This window comes from Roseinatronobacter sp. (genome assembly GCF_051859525.1).
In the GTDB taxonomy this organism is placed as follows: domain Bacteria; phylum Pseudomonadota; class Alphaproteobacteria; order Rhodobacterales; family Rhodobacteraceae; genus Roseinatronobacter.
The window spans coordinates 58,786-82,128 of record NZ_JBHYFM010000011.1 but is presented as its reverse complement, the minus strand read 5'-3'; the positions used below and the strand labels follow the sequence as shown (position 1 = coordinate 82,128).

At 61.9% G+C, this 23,343-nt stretch carries 20 protein-coding genes and 1 pseudogene; 7 read left to right on the top strand and 14 right to left on the bottom strand.

Features of this window, described 5'->3' with window-relative positions:
• Nucleotides 1-379: pseudogene (locus tag ACTIE1_RS10495) on the top strand (aldehyde dehydrogenase (NADP(+))); the annotation flags it as partial.
• 107 nt (nucleotides 380-486) lie between these two features.
• On the opposite strand, the gene ACTIE1_RS10490 reads toward ACTIE1_RS10495, so the two are convergent.
• Together ACTIE1_RS10490 and uxaC are read right to left on the bottom strand one after the other, a co-directional pair.
• Nucleotides 487-1,902 (bottom strand): mannitol dehydrogenase family protein, encoded by a 1,416-nt coding sequence (locus ACTIE1_RS10490; protein ID WP_439562638.1) that lies wholly within the window; start codon nucleotides 1,900-1,902, stop codon nucleotides 487-489.
• 73 nt (nucleotides 1,903-1,975) lie between these two features.
• Nucleotides 1,976-3,382, bottom strand: coding sequence for a glucuronate isomerase (uxaC, locus tag ACTIE1_RS10485; protein ID WP_439562637.1), 1,407 nt, complete (start codon nucleotides 3,380-3,382; stop codon nucleotides 1,976-1,978).
• An 83-nt stretch (nucleotides 3,383-3,465) separates the two neighbouring features.
• On the opposite strand from uxaC, the gene ACTIE1_RS10480 reads away from it, so the two are divergent.
• The 3 genes from ACTIE1_RS10480 (at nucleotide 3,466) to ACTIE1_RS10470 (ending at nucleotide 5,270) form a co-directional block, all read left to right on the top strand.
• Nucleotides 3,466-3,762 (top strand): GntR family transcriptional regulator, encoded by a 297-nt coding sequence (locus tag ACTIE1_RS10480; RefSeq protein WP_439563373.1) that lies wholly within the window; start codon nucleotides 3,466-3,468, stop codon nucleotides 3,760-3,762.
• A complete protein-coding gene (locus ACTIE1_RS10475) occupies nucleotides 3,660-4,082 on the top strand; it encodes a GntR family transcriptional regulator (protein WP_439563372.1) in 423 nt (140 codons plus the stop codon). The genes ACTIE1_RS10480 and ACTIE1_RS10475 overlap by 103 nt, the downstream gene beginning before the upstream one ends.
• A 132-nt stretch (nucleotides 4,083-4,214) precedes the next feature.
• Nucleotides 4,215-5,270, top strand: coding sequence for an AbrB family transcriptional regulator (locus ACTIE1_RS10470; protein ID WP_439562635.1), 1,056 nt, complete (start codon nucleotides 4,215-4,217; stop codon nucleotides 5,268-5,270).
• A 12-nt stretch (nucleotides 5,271-5,282) separates the two neighbouring features.
• Here the strand turns inward: ACTIE1_RS10470 and ACTIE1_RS10465 are convergent, their stop codons facing one another.
• From ACTIE1_RS10465 to ACTIE1_RS10425, 9 genes are all read right to left on the bottom strand, one after another.
• A complete protein-coding gene (locus ACTIE1_RS10465) occupies nucleotides 5,283-5,489 on the bottom strand; it encodes a formate dehydrogenase subunit delta (RefSeq protein ID WP_439562634.1) in 207 nt (68 codons plus the stop codon).
• Entirely contained in the window at nucleotides 5,479-6,309 is an 831-nt protein-coding gene (fdhD, locus tag ACTIE1_RS10460) for a formate dehydrogenase accessory sulfurtransferase FdhD (protein WP_439562633.1), read from the bottom strand. The genes ACTIE1_RS10465 and fdhD overlap by 11 nt, the downstream gene beginning before the upstream one ends.
• 4 nt (nucleotides 6,310-6,313) lie before the next feature.
• Nucleotides 6,314-9,211: a formate dehydrogenase subunit alpha gene (gene fdhF, locus ACTIE1_RS10455; protein WP_439562632.1), complete on the bottom strand. Its 2,898-nt coding sequence runs from the start codon at nucleotides 9,209-9,211 to the stop codon at nucleotides 6,314-6,316.
• Between the two features lie 106 nt (nucleotides 9,212-9,317).
• The gene (locus tag ACTIE1_RS10450) at nucleotides 9,318-10,838 is read right to left on the bottom strand and encodes a formate dehydrogenase beta subunit (protein WP_439563371.1); all 1,521 of its coding nucleotides are present in this window, start codon (nucleotides 10,836-10,838) and stop codon (nucleotides 9,318-9,320) included.
• Nucleotides 10,835-11,311, bottom strand: a complete 477-nt coding sequence (locus tag ACTIE1_RS10445; protein WP_439562630.1) for a formate dehydrogenase subunit gamma — start codon at nucleotides 11,309-11,311, stop codon at nucleotides 10,835-10,837. Before ACTIE1_RS10445 ends, ACTIE1_RS10450 begins: the two co-directional genes overlap by 4 nt.
• An 89-nt stretch (nucleotides 11,312-11,400) precedes the next feature.
• Nucleotides 11,401-12,288, bottom strand: a complete 888-nt coding sequence (locus ACTIE1_RS10440; protein WP_439562629.1) for a LysR family transcriptional regulator — start codon at nucleotides 12,286-12,288, stop codon at nucleotides 11,401-11,403.
• A gap of 39 nt (nucleotides 12,289-12,327) precedes the next feature.
• Nucleotides 12,328-13,422 (bottom strand): sensor histidine kinase, encoded by a 1,095-nt coding sequence (locus ACTIE1_RS10435; protein ID WP_439562628.1) that lies wholly within the window; start codon nucleotides 13,420-13,422, stop codon nucleotides 12,328-12,330.
• 395 nt (nucleotides 13,423-13,817) lie between these two features.
• Nucleotides 13,818-14,012, bottom strand: coding sequence for a hypothetical protein (locus ACTIE1_RS10430; protein ID WP_439562627.1), 195 nt, complete (start codon nucleotides 14,010-14,012; stop codon nucleotides 13,818-13,820).
• 75 nt (nucleotides 14,013-14,087) lie between these two features.
• On the bottom strand, nucleotides 14,088-15,002 hold the full coding sequence (locus ACTIE1_RS10425) for a LysR substrate-binding domain-containing protein (RefSeq protein WP_439562626.1): 915 nt from the start codon (nucleotides 15,000-15,002) through the stop codon (nucleotides 14,088-14,090).
• Between the two features lie 160 nt (nucleotides 15,003-15,162).
• On the opposite strand from ACTIE1_RS10425, the gene ACTIE1_RS10420 reads away from it, so the two are divergent.
• Both ACTIE1_RS10420 and ACTIE1_RS10415 read left to right on the top strand, forming a co-directional pair.
• Entirely contained in the window at nucleotides 15,163-16,731 is a 1,569-nt protein-coding gene (locus ACTIE1_RS10420; RefSeq protein WP_439562625.1) for a trimethylamine methyltransferase family protein, read from the top strand.
• A gap of 87 nt (nucleotides 16,732-16,818) precedes the next feature.
• Nucleotides 16,819-18,864, top strand: coding sequence for an FAD-dependent oxidoreductase (locus tag ACTIE1_RS10415; RefSeq protein ID WP_439562624.1), 2,046 nt, complete (start codon nucleotides 16,819-16,821; stop codon nucleotides 18,862-18,864).
• A 41-nt stretch (nucleotides 18,865-18,905) separates the two neighbouring features.
• Here the strand turns inward: ACTIE1_RS10415 and ACTIE1_RS10410 are convergent, their stop codons facing one another.
• A complete protein-coding gene (locus tag ACTIE1_RS10410; RefSeq protein WP_439562623.1) occupies nucleotides 18,906-20,372 on the bottom strand; it encodes an aminotransferase class V-fold PLP-dependent enzyme in 1,467 nt (488 codons plus the stop codon).
• A gap of 118 nt (nucleotides 20,373-20,490) precedes the next feature.
• On the opposite strand from ACTIE1_RS10410, the gene ACTIE1_RS10405 reads away from it, so the two are divergent.
• Nucleotides 20,491-20,952, top strand: coding sequence for an Lrp/AsnC family transcriptional regulator (locus tag ACTIE1_RS10405; protein ID WP_439562622.1), 462 nt, complete (start codon nucleotides 20,491-20,493; stop codon nucleotides 20,950-20,952).
• 10 nt (nucleotides 20,953-20,962) lie between these two features.
• On the opposite strand, the gene dxs is transcribed toward ACTIE1_RS10405, so the two are convergent.
• Together dxs and pufX are read right to left on the bottom strand one after the other, a co-directional pair.
• On the bottom strand, nucleotides 20,963-22,900 hold the full coding sequence (dxs, locus tag ACTIE1_RS10400; RefSeq protein WP_439562621.1) for a 1-deoxy-D-xylulose-5-phosphate synthase: 1,938 nt from the start codon (nucleotides 22,898-22,900) through the stop codon (nucleotides 20,963-20,965).
• Nucleotides 22,901-23,098: 198 nt separating this feature from the next.
• Nucleotides 23,099-23,335, bottom strand: a complete 237-nt coding sequence (pufX, locus tag ACTIE1_RS10395) for an RC-LH1 core complex protein PufX (protein ID WP_439562620.1) — start codon at nucleotides 23,333-23,335, stop codon at nucleotides 23,099-23,101.
• Between the last annotated feature and the right edge of the window lie 8 nt (nucleotides 23,336-23,343).

The following is a 23,343-nucleotide window of genomic DNA, read 5'->3' as shown; positions in this document are numbered from 1 at the left end:
GTGGCTGGACAATCATGCGCTGGGCGAGGAAGTGTTCGGCCCGCTGGGCCTGATCATCCGTGCCCGCGATGCGGACCAGATGCTGGAGCTGGCGCGCGCGCTGCAAGGGCAGCTGACCTGCACGCTGCATCTGGATGGGGGCGACACCGCACTGGGCCAGCGCCTGATGCCGGTTCTGGAACGCAAGGCGGGGCGCATTCTGGCCAACGGCTTCCCCACAGGGGTCGAGGTGGCCGACACCATGGTCCATGGCGGCCCCTACCCCGCCTCCACCAATTTCGGCGCAACATCGGTGGGCACCCTGTCCATCCGCCGCTTCCTGCGCCCCGTGTGCTACCAGAACATCCCCGCAGACCTGCGGCCCGATGACCTGCAGTAACAGCGCCAGACCAGAACCGACATGCAAAAGGGGGCCAAAACGGCCCCCTTTATACGTTCAGCGCATCGACTGATCGGTACGCGCTGCAGGCGGTTGCGTGGCATATTCTAGAGACTGGCCACCATGTCACGCGCGCCCTTTTCAAGCAGGCCGGACAGGGCCTGTGACAACTGCGCGGCAAACCCTTCGTCATGGCGCAGGGCTTCGGGAAAGACCTCGGACATATTCAGATATCCTGCGACCGTATCGCGCGGCTCGTCACGCCAAAGGGCTGCCAGACGTGGCGCAAGGGGGTCTTTGACATCAATCTCGGCGCCCGCCTCGTCGAAGCCGGATGTGTAGCGCATCCATGCCGCCAGCGCCAGAACCAGCCCAGCGCTGTCGCGCCCTGCGGCACGGTTATCGGCCAGTGTCGCCAGAATACGCTGTGGCAGTTTCTGGCTGCCATCCATGGCGATTTGCCACGTCCGGTGCCGGATGGCGGGGTTGGCATAGCGTTCGGCCAGCGCATCGGCATAGGCGGCCAGATCGGTGGCTTCGGGCGGGGTCAGGGTGGGAATAATCTCGGACTGCCACAAATTGCGCGCATAGGCCACAAAAACAGGGTCGGACATGACATCGGCAATGGTCTGGTGTCCGGCCAGATAACCCAGATAGGCCAGCGAGCTGTGCGTGCCATTCAGCATGCGCAGCTTCATATGCTCGAACGGGGTCACATCGGCGACCATCTGCGCGCCCGCCACTTCCCATTGGGGCCGCCCAGCGCAAAAACGGTCCTCGATCACCCATTGGCGGAACGGTTCGTGCATAACGGGCGCTTCGTCGCGCAGACCGGTCAGGGCGGCCACGCGACCCAGATCATCGGGTGTGGTCGCGGGAACGATCCGGTCCACCATCGTGGACGGGAATGCGCCATGCGCGTCAATCCATTCCGCAAGTGCAGGGTCAATCAGGCGGGCCAGTTCCAGCACGACACCACGCACCACATCGCCGTTTTCGGGCAGGTTGTCACAGCACATGACCGTAAAGGGCGGCAGGCCGCGCGCATGACGCAGTTGCAAGGCACGCACCAGATAGCCCGGCGCGGATTTCGGCAGGTCATGTTCCAGATCATGGGCAATATCGCGATGCGCAGTATCCAGCCGTCCGGTGGCGGGTTCGTGGCAATAGCCCTTTTCGGTAACCGTCAGGCTGACAATGCGGGTGGTGGGCGCGGCCATCGCCTCCAGCACGGCGGCGGGGTCTTCGGGGGCGACCAGCACATCGCGCAGCAGGGTCATAACCCGTGGTTTTTCACCGTCCGGCGTCAGTTCAACAGCCGTATAGGCCCAGCCCTGCGGGCGCAACCTGTCGCGCACCCCTGCCGATTGCAGCGACACGCCGATCACGCCCCACTCCCCGCCATGCTGCGCCATCGCATCGGCGATATAGCTAGCGACATGGGCGCGGAAGAAAGCCCCAAGGCCCAGATGCACGATTCCGGCGGGCGTATCTGCGGGGGGGTGATAAAGTCTTTCGGGCATTACAGCCTCCATCTGTGGTCGTGTCCGCCACGGGGGTGGCGGCGGTCAAATCGGCGTCGCGGCCCGCTGCGGGTCAGAGCTTATAGGCGCGCTTGGCCAGCCCGTAGGCCAGATCATGCGCCAGTTCGGGGGCATCACCCGCAGACAGGCGGCCGGTTTCCACCAATGTCGCCAGATAGGCACAATCCACCCGCCGCGCGACATCATGTCTGGCGGGGATCGAGCAGAACGCCCGCGTGTCGTCATTGAAGCCCACAGTGTTATAAAATCCGGCGGTTTCCGTGGTCATTTCGCGGAAACGGCGCATGCCTTCGGCGCTGTCATGGAACCACCATGCCGGACCCAGCTTCAGGCAGGGGTAAACACCGGCCAGCGGGGCCAGTTCGCGCGAATAGGCTGTCTCGTCCAGTGTGAACAGGATAAGCGTCAGGTCCGCGCGCAGGCCGACCGCATCCAGCAGCGGGCGCAAGGCGGTTACATAATCCGTGCGGGTGGGAATATCGAACCCCTTGTCGCGCCCGTGCATGGCCATGACGGGGGCGGAATGGTTCCGGTGCGACCCGGCATGAAGCTGCATCACCAACCCGTCCTCAAGGCTCATGCGGGCCATTTCGGTCAGCATATGGGCGCGGAACGTGTCGGCCTCCTGTGCTGTGCAGGTGCCGCGCAGCGCCTTGTCAAACAGCGCTGCCGCGTCCGCTTGCGACAGGTTTTCGGTGCGTGCACTGGGGTGGCCGTGATCGGATGATGTGGCACCGAACTCCTTGAAATACGCACGCCTTGCGCGATGCGCGTTCAGGTATCCCGCCCATGTGGTGGTATCTTCGCCGGTCTGTTCACCCATCAGCGCAAGGTTTTCGGCGAACCCCTCGATTTCGGGGTCAATCACCCCGTCAGGGCGATAGGCAGTGACGACATTGCCTGTCCAGCCGCTTTCACGGATCATACGGTGCCAGCGCAGGTCATCGGTCGCGGCCTCGGTCGTTGAGATGGCCTCGATATTGAAACGCTCGAACAATGCGCGGGGGCGGAATTCGGGTTTGGCCAGACAATCGGCGATATGGTCATAATACCAGTCCGCGCTGTCCGCGTTCAGCGGCCGGTCAATGCCAAACACATGCTGGAAGGAATAATCCAGCCACATCCGCGATGGTGTGCCCCGAAACAGGTGATAATGCTGCGCAAACAGCCGCCAGATTTTGCGGCCATCGGTTTCAACCGGCCCGCCATCACTGCGCGGCACCCCCAGATCGGCAAGCGCCACACCTTGCGAACACAGCATGCGGAAAACATAGTGGTCGGGCGTGACAAACAGCTGCGCGGGGTCGGGAAAGGCCGCGTTTTCCGCATACCAGCGCGGGTCGGTATGGCCGTGCGGGCTGATGATCGGCAAATCGCGGATTTCGGCATACAGCGCGCGGGCAAGGTCGCGGGCACGCCCCTCAAGGGGGAAAAGGCGGTCTTCGTGCAGCAGTGGCATTTGAACCTCTGGTTCGGGGGAATTGACTGCTCGACTAATATTCTAGTTTACAGGATGCGTCAAGGCAGCTAAAGACAGGGGCTATGTCATTGTCGCAGCTTCTACCGCCACTGGATGCACAGCACCCGCGCAGCATGGCTGATCAGGTGTATGATCTGCTGTATGAACGCATTATCAACCTGACACTGCCACCGGGGACCAAACTGTCCGAAGCCGAGGTAGCGGCGCAGCTGGGCGTGTCGCGACAACTGTTGCGCCCATTTCCAAAGAAGCGATCTTGCAGGCCTATTTCATTCGCAGCGCCTTGGAAGAAGCCACCATGCGCGTTGCCGCCGACAAGCTGGAGGCGGTGCATTTTACCGCCCTGCAGGATATTCTGAACCGGCAGGAAGACGCGCTGCGCGCACAGGATAAAACCGGTTTCCATATACTGGATGACCAGTTTCACCATGACATCTGCAGTTTTTCGGGGCTGGGTTTCGGCTGGACGCTGATCAAGGACCACAAGGGCCATATGGACCGCGCCCGCTACCTTAGCCTGTCATTCGAGGCCCCGCGCGCACATGCCGAACACCACGACATTCTGGCCGCCCTGCGCGCCCGCGACGGCGAAGGTGCGGCGGCAGCGGTCCGGACACATCTGGGCCATATCGGCCAGATCATTGACTGGATACAGGCGCACCAGCCCGAAGTTTTCTGAACCGCCAGCCAGTGCAGTCGCCTGCGCAGGGGCTGACAATACACAAGTGAAGTTTCTGTCTGGCATCCCTGTCTGCTTTGGGCTACACAAACATCAGGTCATCTGCGGGGTTTCCCGATGCAGCAATCTACTATGGGCAGATATGCAGTAATCACGCTTATCTATCTGGGCGCCGTGGGCACCGGTTGGGTCGCGTCCAAACTGCATGTACCATTGCCATGGATGATCGGTGCGCTGGTGTTTTCAACCGCAATCAGCCTTGCCGGTGTGCAGATCAAGGCCCCTGCATTGACACGCCCCGCCGGACAGATTGTCGTTGCCGGGTCTGTCGGGCTGGCCTTCACGCCCGAAGCGCTGGGGTCGCTGGGCGCGATGTTCGTGCCGATGGTGATCGCGGCCTTGTTGACGATTGCGGCGGGGTTCCTTGTGGCATGGGTGCTGATGCGCCTGTCAGATGTGGATGCAATGACCGCCACGCTGGCCTCTGTTCCCATGGGGCCTGTGGAATCCGCCAATCTGGCACAGCGATACGGGGTTGCGCCCGGACCAGTCATTTTTGCGCAGACCTTGCGGATCATGGCATTGGTGTTGTTGATCCCCCCTGCGATCCTGCTGATCGATGGCAGTGTGGCGGACCCGTCCGCAACCTTGCGGTCTATGCACTGGACACCTGCGGGGGCAGGGCTGCTGATCGTGCTGGCCATTCTGGGGGCGCTGGCGTTCAAGGTGGCGCGTGTCTCAAACCCGTTTTTCCTTGGTCCGCTGGCGGCATCTGCGGCGGCTGCGGCGCTGGGCCTGCCAGTCACCGCCACGCCCTATGTCATGCTTGCGGGTGCGCAGGTGTTGCTGGGCGTGTGGCTGGGGGCCGTGATCAACCGTGACCTGTTCCGGCGCGCGGGCCGGTTCGTGCCAGCGGCAATGTTGTCGACATTGCTGATGATGGCGCTTTGCGTGGCGCTTGCTGTGCTGCTGGCGGCACTGACGGGAACCAGCTGGGCGGCCATGGTTCTGGCCACCGCACCGGGCAGTGTGACCGAAATGGCCCTGACCGCCAAGGTGCTGCAAGAAAGCGTGGCACTGGTCACCGCCTATCACATCACGCGGATCTTTATCATTATCCCGTCTGCGCCCTTGCTGACGCGGGTGACCGCACGGCTGACCCATTGGACACCGCCCAAACGGGAATGAGCGACGCCTGCGTCAGTTCAGCAATTCCACCGCCTTGCGCACATTCGCATCAAGTTTGGTGCTGTCCTGTCTGGCCAGTTCGCATAAATGCGCGCGCATGGACGGGTCCCAGAAATCGCGCAGATGGCTGGCAATACGTTCGGCCCCGTCATCACCGGGTTGCGACTTGAAGAAGGTGGCGATCTGGTTGGCCATATAGATCAGTTTGTCAGGCTGCATCGGATACCTTTGTGATAATGCGCGCAGGATGCGCGTAAATGTCGAAACCGCCGCCACGGGCAAAGGCGGCAACGGTAATGCCCGCCCCTTCGGCCAGTCGCAGGGCAGCGGCAGTGGGCGCGGACACGGACACCAGCACAGGACACCCCGCCATCGCGCATTTCTGCACCAGTTCCACAGACAGGCGGCTTGTCATGATAAACGCCCCCTGCCCCGCATCCAGACCCGCGCGGGCCATAGCGCCGATCAGCTTGTCCAGCGCGTTATGGCGGCCCACATCCTCGCGCGCCAGAACGATGCGCCCGTCGCGCGCCATGAAACCCGCCGCATGGGTGGCCCCTGTCTGGTCGCGCAAGGGCTGGCACGCGGCCAGCGCATCGCCCGCCGCCGCAACGGCCTTGCGCGTCAGGCGCAGGCCGGTATCGGGCACATGCGGCAGTGGGCGGCTGGCCTGTTCCAGACTGTCAATCCCGCACAAGCCGCACCCCACCGGCCCCGCCATGAACCGGCGGCGCGCGGCCAGCGCGTCCGACTGGTCGCTGCGCAGCCAAAGCCGCGCCTCCAGCCCTTGGGGGTGGTCTGCCACCTCGAATTCCTGCACATCGCCTGCGGTGGAAATGATCCCCTCGCTTAGGGCAAATCCGACGGCCATGTCATGAATATCAGCGGGGCTGGCCATCATCACCGCAAGGGTTGTACCGTCAAAGACCAACGCCACCGGCACCTCATCGGGCAGGTTGCGCCACATATCGCGCTGTCCGTCCTTGTGGACGGACAGGCCCGACATGCTGGCAGCAGGGGTGCGGGGTGGCGTGGTCATGGCCCTACTCCGCCGCGGGCAGGATACGCCGCGACTGTGCCGCCTGCGCCTGATAGTCTTCCTGCCATTGGGTCGGCCCGTTTGACGGGCTGATCTGCACCGCCGTCACCTTGTATTCGGGGCAGTTGGTGGCCCAATCGGAATAATCCGTGGTGATGACATTCGCCTGCGTTTCAGGGTGGTGGAAGGTGGTGTAGACCACGCCCGGACTGACACGGTCGGTCAATGTGGCGCGCAAGGTGGTTTCCCCCGACCGGCTGGCCAGTTTCACCCAATCCCCCTGTTTGATGCCGCGCTGTTCCGCGTCATGGGGATGAATTTCCAGCAGGTCCTGATCATGCCAGACCACGTTATCAGTGCGCCGTGTCTGCGCGCCCACGTTATATTGCGACAGAATGCGCCCTGTGGTCAGCAGCAGCGGAAACCGCGGGCCGGTCTTTTCATCGGTCGCCACATATTCGGTGACAATGAACCGGCCCTTGCCGCGCACAAACCCGTCAACATGCATCAGCGGCGTGCCATCGGGGTTTGCGTCATTGCACGGCCATTGCACCGAGCCTTTTTCTTCCAGCGTGGCATAATCCACACCGGCGAAACTGGGCGTTGTCAGGGCAATTTCATCCATGATCTGGGCAGGATGGGTATAGCGCCAGTTCGCGCCCATCGCATTGGCCAGAAGCTGGGTCACTTCCCAATCGGCATAGCCGTTGCGCGGGGCCATGACCTGCCGAACACGGTTGATGCGCCGTTCGGCATTGGTGAATGTCCCGTCCTTTTCAAGGAAGGTCGACCCGGGCAGGAACACATGCGCATAATTCGCGGTTTCATTCAGGAACAGGTCATGCACGATCACGCATTCCATCGCGGCCAGCCCTGCGGCCACATGTTTGGTGTCGGGGTCCGATTGCAGAATATCCTCGCCCTGGCAATACAGCCCCTTGAACTGGCCTGACACGGCCGCATCCAGCATATTGGGAATGCGCAGGCCCGGTTCGGGGTCGATTTCCACGCCCCAAGCGGATTCAAAAATCGCGCGCACCTCGGGCAGTTTGACATGGCGGTAGCCGGGCAATTCATGCGGGAACGACCCCATGTCGCACGACCCCTGAACATTGTTCTGGCCGCGCAACGGGTTTACCCCCACACCACGCCGCCCGACATTGCCGGTCAGCATGGCCAGATTGGCAATCCCCATCACGGTGGTGGACCCTTGGGAATGCTCGGTCACGCCCAGCCCGTAATAAATGGCGCCATTGCCGCCCGTGGCAAACAACCGCGCGGCCGCGCGCAGTTCGGACGCGGGCACGCCGGTCAGCAATTCGGTGGCTTCAGGGCTGTGGCGCGGGTCGGACACGAATTCGGCATAATGCTGGAATTCATCCCAATCGCAGCGGGTGCGAATAAACGCCTCATCCATCAGCCCTTCGGTGACGACGACATGCGCCATCGCAGTGACGACCGCCACATTGGTGCCGGGCCGCAAGGGCAGGTGATGCGCGGCCTTGTAATGCGGCCCTTGCACGGTTTCGGTGCGGCGGGGGTCCACGACAATCAGTTTCGCGCCCGCGCGCAGGCGCTTTTTCATGCGGCTGGCGAACACCGGATGGCCCGCATGCGGGTTTGCGCCGATCACCATGATGACATCGGCCTGTTCCACACTGTCGAAATCCTGTGTGCCCGCGCTGGTACCGAATGTCTGGCCCAGCCCGTAGCCTGTGGGCGAATGGCACACCCGCGCACATGTGTCGGTATTGTTGTTGCCAAATACCGCACGCGCCAGTTTCTGCACCAGATAGGTTTCTTCATTCGTGCAGCGGCTGGATGTGATCACCCCCACGGATTTGCGCCCGTATTGCGCCTGAATGCCGCGCATTTTGGTGGCGGCAAAGGACAGCGCGTCTTCCCAGCTGACCTCGCGCCAGGGCTGGTCAATGCTGTCGCGGATCATCGGGTTCAGAATGCGGTCCTTGTGGTTGGCATAGCCATAGGCAAACCGCCCCTTCACACAGCTATGGCCGCGATTGGCCTTGCCATGCTTGTAGGGCACCATGCGCACCAATTCATCCCCGTTCAGTTCCGCCTTGAACGAACAGCCCACCCCGCAATAGGCGCAGGTCGTGATGACCGAGCGTGTGGGCGTGCCCAACTCGATCACGGATTTTTCCTGCAATGTGGCCGTCGGGCAGGCCTGAACGCAGGCCCCGCAGGACACACAATCAGACGCCAGCGCCGTGTCGGATTTCGCGCCAAACGACACGCGGCTGTCAAACCCGCGCCCTTCAATCGTCAGGGCAAATGTGCCCTGCACTTCCTCGCAGGCGCGCACACAGCGCGAACAGACAATGCATTTCGCAGGATCATAGGTGAAATACGGGTTGCTGTCGTCTTTCGGCAGGTATTCGCGATTGGCCTCGCCGCTGGTATTGCGCGGCGCAAAATGATTGGCCAGCGCGCCCCCCTCAGGGGCCTGATAGCGCACATCGCGCAGCCCCACAGCGCCCGCCATATCCTGCAATTCGCAATCGCCATTGGCCGCACAGGTCAGGCAATCCAGCGGGTGGTCACTGATATACAGCTCCATCACACCGCGGCGCAGCTTGCGCAGCTTGTCATTCTGGGTGTGCACCACCATGCCCGCCGCAACCGGCGTCGTGCAGGACGCAGGCGTGCCGCGCCGCCCCTCGATCTCGACCACGCATAGCCGGCACGACCCGAACGCCTCGACACTGTCTGTCGCACAAAGTTTCGGGATCGACAGGCCCGCCAACGCCGCTGCGCGCATCACCGACGTGCCTTCAGGCACCGTCACCTCGAACCCGTCAATCGACAAGGTCACGGGCGCACCCTCGCGCGCAGGGGTGCCCAGATCACGGTCATCGAACGGAATGACAAAATCCTTCATGCGCAAACCCTCTGCTTCATCTTGCTGAAAATACTCCGGGGGGTGTGGGGGGCAGCGCCCCCCACCGGGGCGACGCGCACAGCGCGGCGCAATACACGGGCCGACATCATTCTGCAGCCTCCTTCACACGCGCGAAATCATCGGGAAAATGCGTCAGTGCCGACATTACCGGAAACGGCGTGAACCCTCCCAGCGCGCAAAGCGATCCGTCCTTCATCGTCTCGCACAGGTCGGTCAGCAGCGGAATGGCCGCACCGTCCCCTGCCGCGATCCGGTCAATGGTTTCCACTCCGCGCACCGCGCCAATGCGGCAGGGCGTGCATTTCCCGCAGGATTCCACCGCGCAGAATTCCATGGCGAACCGCGCCATGCACAGCATGTCGGCGCTGTCGTCAAACACCACCAGTCCGGCATGTCCGATCAACCCGCCTGCGGCATCGAATTCCTCGTACCCCAGCGCGGTGTCGAATTTCGACACTGGCATATAGGCCCCCAAGGGGCCGCCGACCTGCACCGCCTTGACGGGTCGTCCGCTGGCAGTGCCGCCCGCAATATCATTGACCACAGCCCCCAGCGACATGCCGAAGGCCGTTTCAAACAGCCCCCCGCGCGCCACATTACCCGCGATTTGCAGCGTCACTGTGCCGCGCGACCGCCCAAGGCCGAAATCGGCATAGAACTGCGCGCCTTTTTCAAAAATCACCGGCACTGTGGCCAGCGAAATCACGTTATTGACCACAGTGGGCTGGCCCAGAAACCCTTCCAGCGCCGGAAGGGGCGGTTTGGCGCGCACCACACCGCGCTTGCCTTCCAGTGAATTCAGCAAGCTGGTTTCTTCACCGCAGACATAGGCACCGGCCCCTTTGCGGATTTCCAGATCGAATGCGCGCCCAGATCCCAGCACATCCGCCCCCAGAACGCCCGCTGCGCGCGCAATTTCCACCGCGCGGGTCATCACTGCAATCGCATCAGGGTATTCCGACCGCAGATAGACATAGCCGCGCGTGGCATCCACGCCCAGACCCGCTATGATCATCCCCTCGATCAGGGTGAAGGGGTCGCCTTCCATGATCATACGGTCGGCAAATGTGCCGCTGTCGCCCTCATCCGCGTTGCAGATGATGTATTTCTGTGCGGCCTGCGCCTGCCGCACGGTGTTCCACTTGATACCAGTGGGAAAGCCCGCACCACCGCGTCCGCGCAGGCCGGATTTTGTGACTTCATCAACGATATCGGCGCTGCTCATGGCGATGGCGCGCCTTAGCCCCGCAAGACCGCCATGCGCCTGATAATCCTCCAGTGACAGCGGATCGATGACGCCGCACCGCGCGAAGGTCAGGCGGGTCTGGCGCTGCATCCAGTCCAGCTTGTCCACAGGGCCAAGCGCCTTGGCGCTGGTGCCATCAAGGATTGCGTCCGCATCATCGGGGGTGGCAGGACCAAAGCCGTGGCGCACGCCATCCACCTCAACCTCGACCAGCGGCTCCAGCCAGATCATGCCGCGGGTGCCATTGCGCACCAACTCGACCGTCAGCCCGCGCGCGCGCGCCTGTTGTGTGATCGCATCCGCAATGTCATTGGCGCCCAGCGCCAGTGCTGCACTATCTGCGGGAACGTAGATCTTCATGCGCCCACCCCTGCCAGCAGTTTGTCCAGTTTCATGCCGTCAACGCGGCCCATAACCTTGTCATCCAGCATCGCGGCTGGTCCGCAGGCGCACAGCCCCAGACAATAGACCGGCTCCACTGTGACGGCACCGTTTGCGGTTGTGCCATGCCAGTCAATGCCCAGCTTGCGCAGGGTCGCTTCGGCCAGCGCATCACCGCCCACCGCCTGACAGGCCTCGGCACGGCAGATTTTCAGAACATGCCGACCGGCGGGGTTTTCGCGGAAATCATGGTAAAAACTGATGACACCGTGCAATTCCGCCCGCGAAATGTTCAGCGCTTCGGTAATCAACGGGCTGGCAGATTCGGGGACATGCCCGAATGCATCCTGAAGCGCGTGTAATATGGGCAAAAGCGGGCCTTCAAGATGGGAATGCTGCGCAATAATGGCGCGCATGTCATCAAGATCGGGGGCTGGCGCGGAAAGTGTCATGGCTGGCCTCGTTAGGTGTTTGCCAGATTAGACCAGTCTAATCATACGAAATCAATATTCGATATCGGTTGATTGATAGCTAAAAGCTATCAATCAACCGTCGAGAGCTGGCGGGCCTCGCGCAGCAGCGCTTCCAGAACCGGCGTGTGGGGTTCGCGCCATGGCGCGACCAGACCCACGACATGCGGGGCCGCCGCCCCGCGCAGGGGGATCGTGCAGACCGCCTTGCCACTGGCCAGAAACCGCGCACTGTCTTCGGGCATGACCGTCATCCAGCCCCCTTCGGCCACCATCGCCATCAAGACCACAGTCGAATTCGCCTCGACCCATGTTTCGGGGGTGACATTGGCATCGGCGAAGTTGCGGTTGATGATCCTGCGGTTCTGCATGTCGGGCGTCAACAGGCACAACCGTTCGCCCTGCAATTCGTCCCACCCCACCGCATCACGCGCAGCGAAACGCGATGTGGCCGCGCAGACCAGCAGATAGCGTTCTTCATACAGCGCTTCGGTGCTGACACGCCCCATGGGTTCATTGTCCAGATATGAAATTCCTGCATCCACATCCAGATTGTCCAGCATCGACAATATCTCGATCGAGGTGCGCGACAGGATGGTCAGGCGCACATTCGGGTGCTTTTCGCTGAAACTGGCCGCCAGCCGCGCGGCCCATGTCAGGGCGGTCGGAATGACAGCAATGCGCAACTGCCCTGCCAGCCCGTGCCGCTTGAAGCGCATTTCTTCCTTCAGCTGGCGGCTGTCGCCGACAATGCGCCGCGCCCAGACCAGCGCTGCCTGCCCTTCGGGCGTCAGCCCACCAAAGCGCGACCCGCGAAAGACAAGCTGCACGCCAAGCTGTTCTTCCAGATGCTTGATCCCGTTGGACAGGGACGGCTGCGTAATGCCCAGACTGGCGGCAGCACGGCCAAAATGCCCTTCGCGCGCAACGGCAATGAACATTTCCAGCTTGTCCAGCATATCTGCGCCTGCCTGTTACATATGCGCCCGCACCTTCCGTCAGGCAATGCGCTGCATCATGCCCTGCTGGGCCAGACTGTCCGCATCCACGGCCTCGGGTGGGGCACTTGCGTCACATGGTGGCACGGTGAAGTGCAGCTTTGCAAGGGTTCCCCCGCCGCTGGCGCGGGTCAGTGTCAATTCGCCATCCAGTGCCTTCGCGAACTGCCGCGCCACGGTCAGGCCCAGACTGTCGGACGCATCCAGATCGAACCCGTCCGGCAGCCCCCGCCCGTTGTCACGCATTTCCAGCGTGGCAGGGATCTGGCCCGCCTCATCTGTCGGGTCCACCTTCAGGGTGACATCGACCACGGCCTTGCCGTCCTGCGCGGCCCCATGTTCCATGGAGTTCATCATCAACTCGCTGGCGATCAGGCCCAAGGGCACTGCCGCGTCATTCAGAATGCGCAAGGGGGCCGCATTGAACCGCAAGGTGACAGGCGCTGCTTCCTTCGCAACCTCAAGGGTGTCTTGCAGCACTTCGCGCAGGTATTCGCCCGCATCAACGGCCTGCACGTCAACCGAATGCAAACGCCGTTGCAACCGCGAAATCGACGTGATCCGCGCCTGCGATGCCGATAATGCCCGCCGCGCGCCGGCGTCTTTGGTCTGCGAGGTCTGAAGCCGCAGCAACGCCGCGACAGTCGCCAGATTGTTTGAAACGCGGTGCTGCAACTCCGAGAACATCAGCGTTCTGGATTGCGCAACGGCATTCGCCTTCTCGCGCGCTAGCGACAGTTCCTGCAAGGCCCAGACCGCCGCTGTGATGAACAGCACATCCGTTGTCGTGATCAACACATAAAACCCGATAGCCAGCAAAGCGCCGCTTGTTATGCTGAACGACCCGAAGGGCGCGATGAACCATATCCACGCAATAACGCCACAGACCACAGCCACCGATATACCGCAGCGGATGGACGCAAAGACCAGCGACAACATGACTGCCGGAAAAAAGGTCAGGAACGGGAAGCCGGACGGCAGGACATCATCCAGCGCGAAGCGCAGCCCGGTGGCCAATATGACAGCCAGCGCGCCGAACATCACTTCAAATGTCAGGCTGCGCCGTGTCATCAATGCGGCACTAAGGCCGTTCATCAACCACCCGAAATACCTGCTATTGTCAAAAATCGTCGGAGTGGGAATAGGCTGCAATCGTCGTCCAGTTCGCGTTAAAGTGGCGATAAGAAATGTTGAAACACGCACAAGATGCGCCTTCCCCCAAAAAAATGGCTAATATCCATTAGGGAATCAAGCGCATTATCCGTGCGCCGGTCGTGATGGGCGAAATACCCCGCCCGCAAGACTGAAAACATGTCTGCCAAATGCGCTTTTTGGCGTTCATGCGGGCAAAATGCGCGGTTCTCCGCGCAAATGGGCGGCATTCCGGCCCGAAAGCTAACGCAACGTCACCCTTCGGCGACTGCGACAAACCGTGCCACAAACGGGGGGGGATTGACGGGAATCAGCCCTGTATGCGCTTGATTTGGGGGCTATTGCGGCTCTTTCGGATCAAAGGCAAAGAAGAACTGATATACGCAATACAGGCCGATTGCCCCGAACAGGACACCGAAAAACGGGCTTGCGGTGACGAATTCAAACACCGCCCAGCCAAGGCACAGCACGGTAATGACGATTCTGCGCCAAAGCGGCCGAAAAAACGGGTGTTGCACATCAAGTAATTTCATCTTCCGGACCAGACCTGCCATTGCACAAGGGGCAAACCCTATCCAGCGCGGGACCATCGTTCAAGCACGGGCGTGTTATATCTTGTTGGTTTCAGGCCAGCGCCCGTCCTGTCCGGCCCCCAGCAACCAGTCATGGACCAGCCGCGAACGCGGTGACGCATGCCTGTGCAGGGTTATCAGAAAATCCTCTTGCGGTTCCACCTGATCGGGCAACAAGGGCACAAGCTGGCCCGACTCCAGATAGGTTTTCGTCAGGCCCACCCAACCCAGAACCGCACCCATATCGTCACATGCGGCCTGAAGCGCGATGACATAGTTATTCACCCTGTGGCTGTTCCTGACCGGCCCGTTATGGCCAAGCGCGCGCAACCAGTCCTGCCAGTCGGTCCAGCCCGCGACATTCGACTGGAACTGGATCAACGGCAGGCGCGCAAGATCATCCAGCCCCGCAACAGGATGGGCGGCCGCAAAACGCGGGCTGGCCAGCGCCATGATCCGGTCATGCAACAGGACGCTGCTTTGCGCCGTGCCGCGTGCGGGTATACCATATGAAATGTTAAGGTCGCAGCCCGCGGGCGCAACGCCCGTATCATCGACAATCTGGGCCACCGAAATATCACCATGCGATTTCCAGAACTGCGCCAGCTTGGGTGTCAGCCACAGTGAACTTACCGCTGTCGTCACCCCGATTGTGACGGCGCTGGTACTGGACCGGCGCTTCAGTTGCGCAACCGCATCGCCCATCGCCTCGAATCCGGTCTGAAGCGCGACGCGCAAATAGGCGCCGGTTTCCGTTAGCGCAACGCCGCGATGATGGCGCAGAAACAACGCGCACTGCAATTCCTGTTCCAGCGCCTTGACCTGATGGCTTATGGCCGCTGGCGTCACATTCAATTCACGCGCGGCTGCCTTGAAACTGACATGGCGGGCGGCCGCGTCAAAGGCCACAAGCGCATTCATCGGCGGCAGGTCATAGGGGCGCTTGGGCAAGGGGACCTCATGCAGAATGCAAATACTCTGCCGAATGCATCATAAAATCCGGCATTTGAATTACTACAGCTAATGCAGGGTGAATCAATTCGGAATTGCGCCATCGCGCACAACGCGGGAACCTGGCAGCACCGCGCCCGCCCCGAAAGGACACCACCCCATGCTGGAACTGTCATCCCCGCCCGCCCGCAGGCCGCGCCGGAACCCGTCACGAACCCCGCGCAGCGCAACACCGGGCCAGAACCTGCATCTGCGCACGCCCTATATCACCCGCCGCATCCCGACATATGACCTGTTGGGTGATGAGGGTCTGACCCGCATCGAGGACACGGCAGACCGCATTCTGGCCGAAATCGGGATCGAGTTGCGCGACGATGTTCAGGCGATGCAGCTATATCGCGCCGCCGGTGCACAGGTTACGCATGTGTCGGGGGAAACATGGCGCATCCGCTTCGCGCCGGGCCTGCTGCGCGAGGTTCTGAAAACCGCGCCCGCGCAGTTCACCCAACACGCGCGCAACCCTGCCAACACTGTCGAAATCGGCGGGACTGCAATGGTGTTTGCGCCCGCCTATGGGTCGCCTTTCGTGATGGATATGGACAACGGGCGGCGCTACGGGACGATTGCGGATTTCGAGAACCTGATAAAACTGGCGCAATCGTCGCCATGGTTGCACCATTCCGGCGGCACGATTTGCGAACCCACTGATATACCCGTGAACAAACGGCATCTGGACATGGTCTATGCGCATATACGCTATTCCGACCGCGCGTTCCTTGGGTCGATCACCGCGCCGGACCGCGCCGCCGACAGTATCGAAATGTGCCGCATCCTGTTCGGGCCGGATTTCGTGGACCGCAACTGCGTCATCATGGGCAATTTCAACACCACATCACCGCTGGTTCTGGACGGGGTGACAACAGCGGGCATTCGCACTTATGCGCAAGCGGGTCAGGGCACCATCCACCTGCCGTTCCTGCTGGGCGGCGCTGTGTCCCCGCTGACCATGGCGGGCGCGGTTGCGCAATGTCTGGCGGAATCCATGGCATCTTGTGCACTGGCGCAACTGGTGCGACCCGGCGCGCCGGTGGTGCTGGGATCATTCCTGTCATCCATGTCATTGCGCACCGGATCGCCCACATTCGGCACGCCTGAACCCGCGCTTGGGTCGCTGGTCATGGGGCAACTGGCGCGGCGACTGAACCTGCCGTTGCGCTGCGCAGGCAATTTCAGCACCTCCAAGGCGCCGGACGGGCAGGCCCTGCAACAAGGCATGATGTCGATGATGTCGGCGGTTCAGGGTGGCGCGAATTACATCCTGCATGCGGCGGGGTTTGTGGACGGGTTGCTGTCCATGTCCTATGAAAAAATGGTCATGGATATGGATATGTGCGGCGCGCTGCATTCCTATATGGCGGGGCTGGATGTGAATGACGACACGCTGGCATTTGATGCGCTGGCCCAGTTCGGCCCGGGCGAGCATTTGTTCGGAACGGACCACACCTTGCGCCATTACCAGACCGCGTATTGGGACAGCGGGTTCAATGACGACCGCACCTATGAAACATGGTCCGAAACCGGCAGCATTGACGCGGCCACCCGCGCCAACCAGCGCTGGAAGGACACGCTGGCACAGTATGAACCGCCCCCCATCGACCCCGCCATTGATGCCGCGCTGAAAGACTATATCCTGCGCAAAAAGGCCGCGACGCCTGATGCGTGGTATTGACGCCTATCGGCGCTAGCTGTTTTGCGGCGCAATTTCGAACCGGAAAAAACAGTCAACTTTTTCTGAAATTGCTTAATGGGGGGAACCATGTCCAACGATCCGCTTTTGCAACCCTACCGCCTTAAGCACCTGACCCTGCGCAACCGTATCATGACCACGGCGCATGAACCCGCCTATCCCGAAGATGGCATGCCAAAAGCGCGCTATGTGGCCTATCATGCCGAGCGGGCCAAGGCCGGTGTGGCGCTGGCCATGACGGCGGGGTCTGCGGCGGTGTCGCGCGACAGCCCGCCCGTGTTCAACAATATCCTTGCGTGGCGCGACGAGGTGGTGCCCCATATCCGCGCCCTGACCGATGCCTGCCATGACCATGGCTGCGCAGTCATGATCCAGCTGACCCATCTGGGGCGGCGCACCGGCTGGAACAAGGGCGACTGGCTGCCCTCGGTATCGTCAAGCCGCCACCGCGAACCGGCGCATCGTGCCTTTCCCAAACTGGCCGAGGATTGGGACATAGAACGCATCATATCCGATTTCGCGGATGCCACCGAACGGATGCAGGCGGGCGGCATGGACGGGGTGGAATTGCAGGTTTACGGCCATTTGCTGGACCAGTTCTGGTCACCGCTGACCAATGATCTGGATGGCCCTTATGGCGGCGAGAGCCTGACATCCCGAATGCAGCTTCTGATGGATGTTTTGCATGGCATTCGTGCGCGCGTAGGTGACGGGTTTATTGTGGGCGTGCGCTATACCGCAGACGAGGCCGCGAAGGGCGGGATCAATGCCACCGAAGGGCTGGAGATTTCGCGCAAGCTGGCCGAATGCGGCATGGTGGATTTCCTGAATGTGGTCAGGGGGCGCATTCATACCGACCCCGCCATGACCGATGTGATTCCGGTGCAGGGCATGAAATCCGCCCCACATCTGGATTTCGCGGGCGCGGTCAAACAGGCCACCGGCATGCCCACCTTTCACGCCGCGCGCATTCCTGACGTGGCGACCGCGCGCCATGCTGTGGCGGCGGGGTTGCTGGATATGGTGGGCATGACCCGCGCGCATATGGCCGACCCGCATATCGTGCAGAAAATCCGCGACGGGCGCGAAGATGATATTCGCCCCTGTGTGGGGGCAACCTATTGTCTGGACCGGATCTATCAGGCGGGCGAGGCGCTGTGCATCCACAACGCCGCCACGGGCCGCGAATTGACCATGCCGCATGACATTATGCCTGCCCCCGCGCGCAAGAAGGTGGTGGTGGTCGGCGCTGGCCCCGCCGGTCTGGAGGCCGCGCGCGTGGCTGCCGCGCGCGGGCATGACGTCGTGGTGTTCGAGGCCCAGCCCGACCCCGGCGGACAAATCCGGCTGACGGCGCAGCACCCCCGCCGCCGCGAGATGGCGGGCATCATTGACTGGCGCATGGCCCAATGCGCCGCACACGATGTGGTGTTTCATTTCAACACCTTTGCAGAGGAACAGGATGTCACGGCACTGGCCCCTGATGTTGTCATCATTGCCACCGGCGGGCTGCCCAATCTGGAACTGTTCGAGGCGGGCACGGAAAACCCGCATGTGATCAGCGCATGGGACATGATCGCGGGCGATGTGAAACCCGCGGGCCGCGTGCTGGTCTATGACGAATCCGGTGATCATCCGGGCCTGATGGCGGCTGAAATTGCCGCAGGTGCGGGCGCTCGGGTCGAGGTGATGACCCCCGACCGCACTTTCGCGCCCGATATCATGGGCATGAACCTTGTGCCTTATATGCGCGCGCTGCAAGACAAGGACGTGACCTTCACCGTGACCCGCCGCCTGCTGGATGTGGTCCGCGATGGCAACCGCCTGCGCGCCACCATCGGCACGGATTACAGCGATTTTACCACGCATCAGCATTATGATCAGGTGGTGGTCAATTACGGGACAATGCCGCTGGATGATCTGTATTTTGCACTGAAACCCCTGTCATCGAATGCAGGCGCCGTGGATCACGACGCGCTGGTGTCGGGCCAGCCGCAGACCATTTCGCGCAACCCCGATGGTGCGTTCCAACTGTTCCGCATCGGCGATGCGGTCAGCGCGCGCAACACCCATGCCGCAATATACGATGCCCTGCGCCTGATGAAGGATATCTAGCACGGTACGCAAAAGCGGGAACCGGTTTTGCGCAACACGCTTTAGGCGACCCTGACCGCCCCCTGCGGCGAAAACCGTGCCGTGGATATATCCGCGTCATAGGCATCCTGCATCGGGTGCGGCATACGCGCCAGTTCATCCACCGCGGCAATGATGCAATCTGCCTTGGCGTCTGTCATCAGGACGCTGAAATTCAGCCGCACCCAACCCGGTTTGGCCATTTCATTGCCTGCGTGAATGGCTGTCAGCATATCTTGCGACTGGCGCGCGTCGATATCCAGCAAACGATGCGCATATGGCCCCGCACAGGCACACCCGCCGCGCGCCTGAATGCCATAGCAATCACTTAGCATACGGGTAAATAACTGGTGGTGGACATATCCGCCCTGCCCGTCACGAATGCGAAACGAAAAGATCGGCAGGCGCGCGCCCTTGTCCATGCCCAGCAATTCCAGACGCGGATTGTGGTCCCAGACCGCGCGCGCACGCGCGTCAAGTGCTGCATGGCGGGCATCCATGACATTGCGCCCGATGGCGTGTTTGACCATGAACGCCAGTGCCGCGCGAATGTCACCGATCACATTCGGGGTGCCCGCTTCCTCTCGCGCCTCCAGCCCCTCGGCATAGACATGGCCCCAAGGGGATACAAACCGCACTGTGCCCCCGCCGGGCATAACGGGCGATCTGCGTGGCCCCACCGCCCCCTTGCGGACAATCAGCACGCCCGACGCCCCCGGCCCGCCCAGAAACTTATGCGGGGAAATGACCACTGCATCCTTGGCGCACTCCCCCCCTGCCTGCATGTCGATGGGCAGATATGGCCCTGCGCCTGCATAATCCCACACACTGCGCACATCATGGGCACGCAGCAGGCGGGTGACGGCATCGACATTCGTGATGATGCCCGTGACATTGGACGCCGCCGAAAATGCCCCGATGCGCAGCGCGGCACCGCGTGTATCAGCCAGCGCGCGGGCCAGCGCGTCCATATCCGGCCCGCCTGTCGGGGCTTCGGGAATTTCCACGACCTCGGCCCCGCTTTCGCGCCATGGCAGAATGTTTGAATGATGCTCATACGGGCCGATGAACACAACCGCGCGCGCGCCATCCGCCAGCACCTGCGGCACCCCCAGCAGATGCACCAGACGGTTTATCCCCGCCGTTGCGCCCGACCCTGCAAAAATAACCGCATGCGTATCATCCGCCCCCGTCATGCGCGCAATGCTTGCGCGGGCCGCGCGCCGCATCCGGGTCATGGCCGCGCCGCAAAACGATGCTTCGGTGTGGCTGTTGGCATAATAGGGCAGCACCTCGGTCATCACAAAACGCTCGACCTGTTCCAGCGCGCGGCCAGAGGCGACATAGTCGGCGTAAATCAGGGGATGCGCGCCAAACGGGCCGGGCACAGGCACCCCTTCGCCAATCAATCCGCCGCGCAACCAGTCCAGCAGGTCGGGGCGGTCAAGCTGGGCCGCAAATCCGGCAAGGGGGGTGTCGCTGGGGGTCATGGCATATGGTCCTTTTGCTGCTGCGAAATTGACATTCACAGCCTAGCGGGCGAAACAGCGTTCATGTGACACTAAATGCACGACAAAAAGGGGTATTATGTTGTCAGACTCAACCAAAATGACCCATTCATTAGATCAGATGGACCGCAATATCCTGCGCGCACTGCAATCGGACCCGACCTTGTCGCAGCGCGCATTGGCCGAAACCGTGGGCATGTCGCAAAATGCCTGCTGGCGCAGGCTGCAAGCCATGCGCAATGCGGGCATTATTGACGGGCAATCGCTGCGGCTGGACCCTGTCAAACTGGGGCTGGGGCTGACGGTGTTTGTCATGATCCGCACGCGCCACCATTCCGGCGAGTGGCTGAAACTGTTTCGCCGCACCGTGACGGCCATTCCCAATGTCATAGATTTTTACCGCATCGCGGGCGATTACGACTATATGCTGAAGGTTGTGGCCGAGGATATGAATGATTTCGACCGCGTCTATCAACGCCTGATCGACCGGCTGGATCTGGATGCGGTGACATCCTACATCACCATGGAAAAAATCGCCGACCAGCGCGACCTGCCGCTATAGGGCCGCAGCGCTATGCGCTGGCGCTTCGGCGCAGGGACGACACGCCAAGGCAGTCAAGCGCCACCCCTTCGATATCATGCGCGGACATGGCGGCGTCCTGATACATGGCCGCCGGACTGGCCTGATGGATGAAACGGTCCGGCAGGGTGATTGTGCGAATGTTGCAGCCCCGCGACAGCCCGCCGGAATTGGCCAGATAATGCAGCACCTGCGCGCCGAACCCGCCTTGCGCGCCCTGCTCGATAGTGATCAGCGCTTCGTGGTGGCGCGACAACTGGTCAATCAGGCCGGTATCCAGCGGTTTGGCAAAACGTGCATCCGCAACAGTGCAGCTGATGCCGCGCGCGGCCAATGCCTCAACAGCCAGCTGCACTTCGGCCAGATGCGCGCCAAAGGACAGCAAGGCCAGCCGCGTGCCTTCGGTGACAATGCGGCCCTTGCCAATTTCCAGCACGGCCCCACGTTCGGGCAGTTCCGCCCCTGTGCCGTTGCCGCGCGGGAACCGGAAGGCGATGGGGCCGTCATCATGTCTGGCGGCTGTGGCCACCATATGCATCAGTTCGGCCTCATCCGCGGCGGCCATCACCACCATTCCGGGCAGGTTGGCCATGAAGGCCACGTCAAAACTGCCCGCATGGGTCGCGCCATCGGCCCCCACCAGCCCCGCGCGGTCAATCGCAAACCGCACCGGCAGGCCCTGAAGCGCGACATCATGCACAATCTGGTCATAGCCGCGTTGCAGGAAGGTGGAATAGATCGCGCAGAACGGGCGCAACCCGCTGGCCGCCATTCCGGCGGCAAATGTCACGGCATGCTGTTCTGCGATACCCACGTCAAACACGCGCCGCGCAAAACGTTGCGCCATGATATCGACGCCGGTGCCGTTGGGCATGGCCGCAGTTACCGCCACAAGCAGCGGATCGCGCGCGGCTTCATCCGCCAGCGTGCGCCCGAAAACGGCAGTATAGCTGGGGGCGTTCGCGCTGGCCTTGGCCTGCTGGCCCGATGCCACGTCGAATTTCGCCACGCCATGATATTTGCACGCGGCCCCTTCGGCGGGGGCATACCCCTTGCCCTTGATGGTGCGCACATGAATCAGAACCGGCCCTTCGGCGCGGTCGCGCGCCATGCGCAGTGTGGCCAGCAGGTCCGGCAGGGAATGGCCGTCAATCGGGCCGATATAGGTGAACCCCAGATGTTCAAACATAGTCGCATCAGGTGGCCCGCCTGCGGCAAGCGCGCGGGCGCGTTGTGCCTGTTCGCGCAAGGGTTCGGGAAGGGCCGCCATGAACCCCTGTGCAATGTCCCGAAGGGTTGCAGGTTGGCCATTCGACTGGCCGTTCAACTGGTTCAGGTAACTGTTCATCGCGCCGACAGGGGGCGCAATCGACATGTCATTATCGTTCAGAATGACAAACAGCCGCCGCCCTTCGCTGCCTGCATTGTTCAGCGCCTCATAGGCCATGCCCGCAGTGATGGACCCGTCGCCGATCACGGCAATCGCATCGCCCGTAGGCTGGCCCATATCACGCCCGATGGTGAAACCAAGGGCGGCAGAAATGCTGGTCGAACTATGCGCCGCGCCAAACGGGTCAAAGGCGGATTCACTGCGTTTGGTAAAGCCCGACAACCCGTCCTGCTGGCGCAGCGTGCCCATTTCCGCGCGCCTGCCCGTCAGGATTTTATGCGGATAGCATTGATGGCTGACATCCCAGACCAGTTTGTCAAAGGGCGCGCGAAACACCGCATGCAGCGCAACGGTCAGTTCCACCACCCCCAGCGACGACCCCAGATGCCCGCCTGTCCGGCTGACCACTTCAATGGTTTCGCGGCGCAACTCGTCGCATAATTCATTCAGTTCCGCATCGGTCAGATCCCGCAGATCGGCAGGTCCGCCGATACGGTCCAGATGCGGGGTGTCGATACCGTAAAGTTCACTGCCGCGCATTGCGTCCCTCCCTGCCCAGATCATGGCTTGGGCCTAAGCGTGAAAAAAGGTGCCGTGGGGCAAGGCCCGCACGGCACCAGTTTCCTGTTGCCAACAGGAAAGGGAACCGGGCGTCACATGCCCGAATCCGGACCGGCTATCTGGTCCGAACCTTGTGGTGGGCAGGCCGCAACGCGCGGCCCGCCCCTGTTTTTGCAATCAGACCCGGACGACAGGCGCATCAAGCGGCGCGTGCAGCTGGCTGAATGGCATTGGCGGGGGCGCGTTCTTGCTTTCTTCGGGCAGGAACAGGCTGACGATATAGATCAGCGCAATGATAAGCCCGATCCCCACCAGCACCGTGGCCGCATACCCCGCGCCGCGCAGCATTTCATACAAGATCCAGTTGCGAATACGCTCGGACGGGGTTTGCTGGATATAGTCGTGTTCAGCCATATCAATGC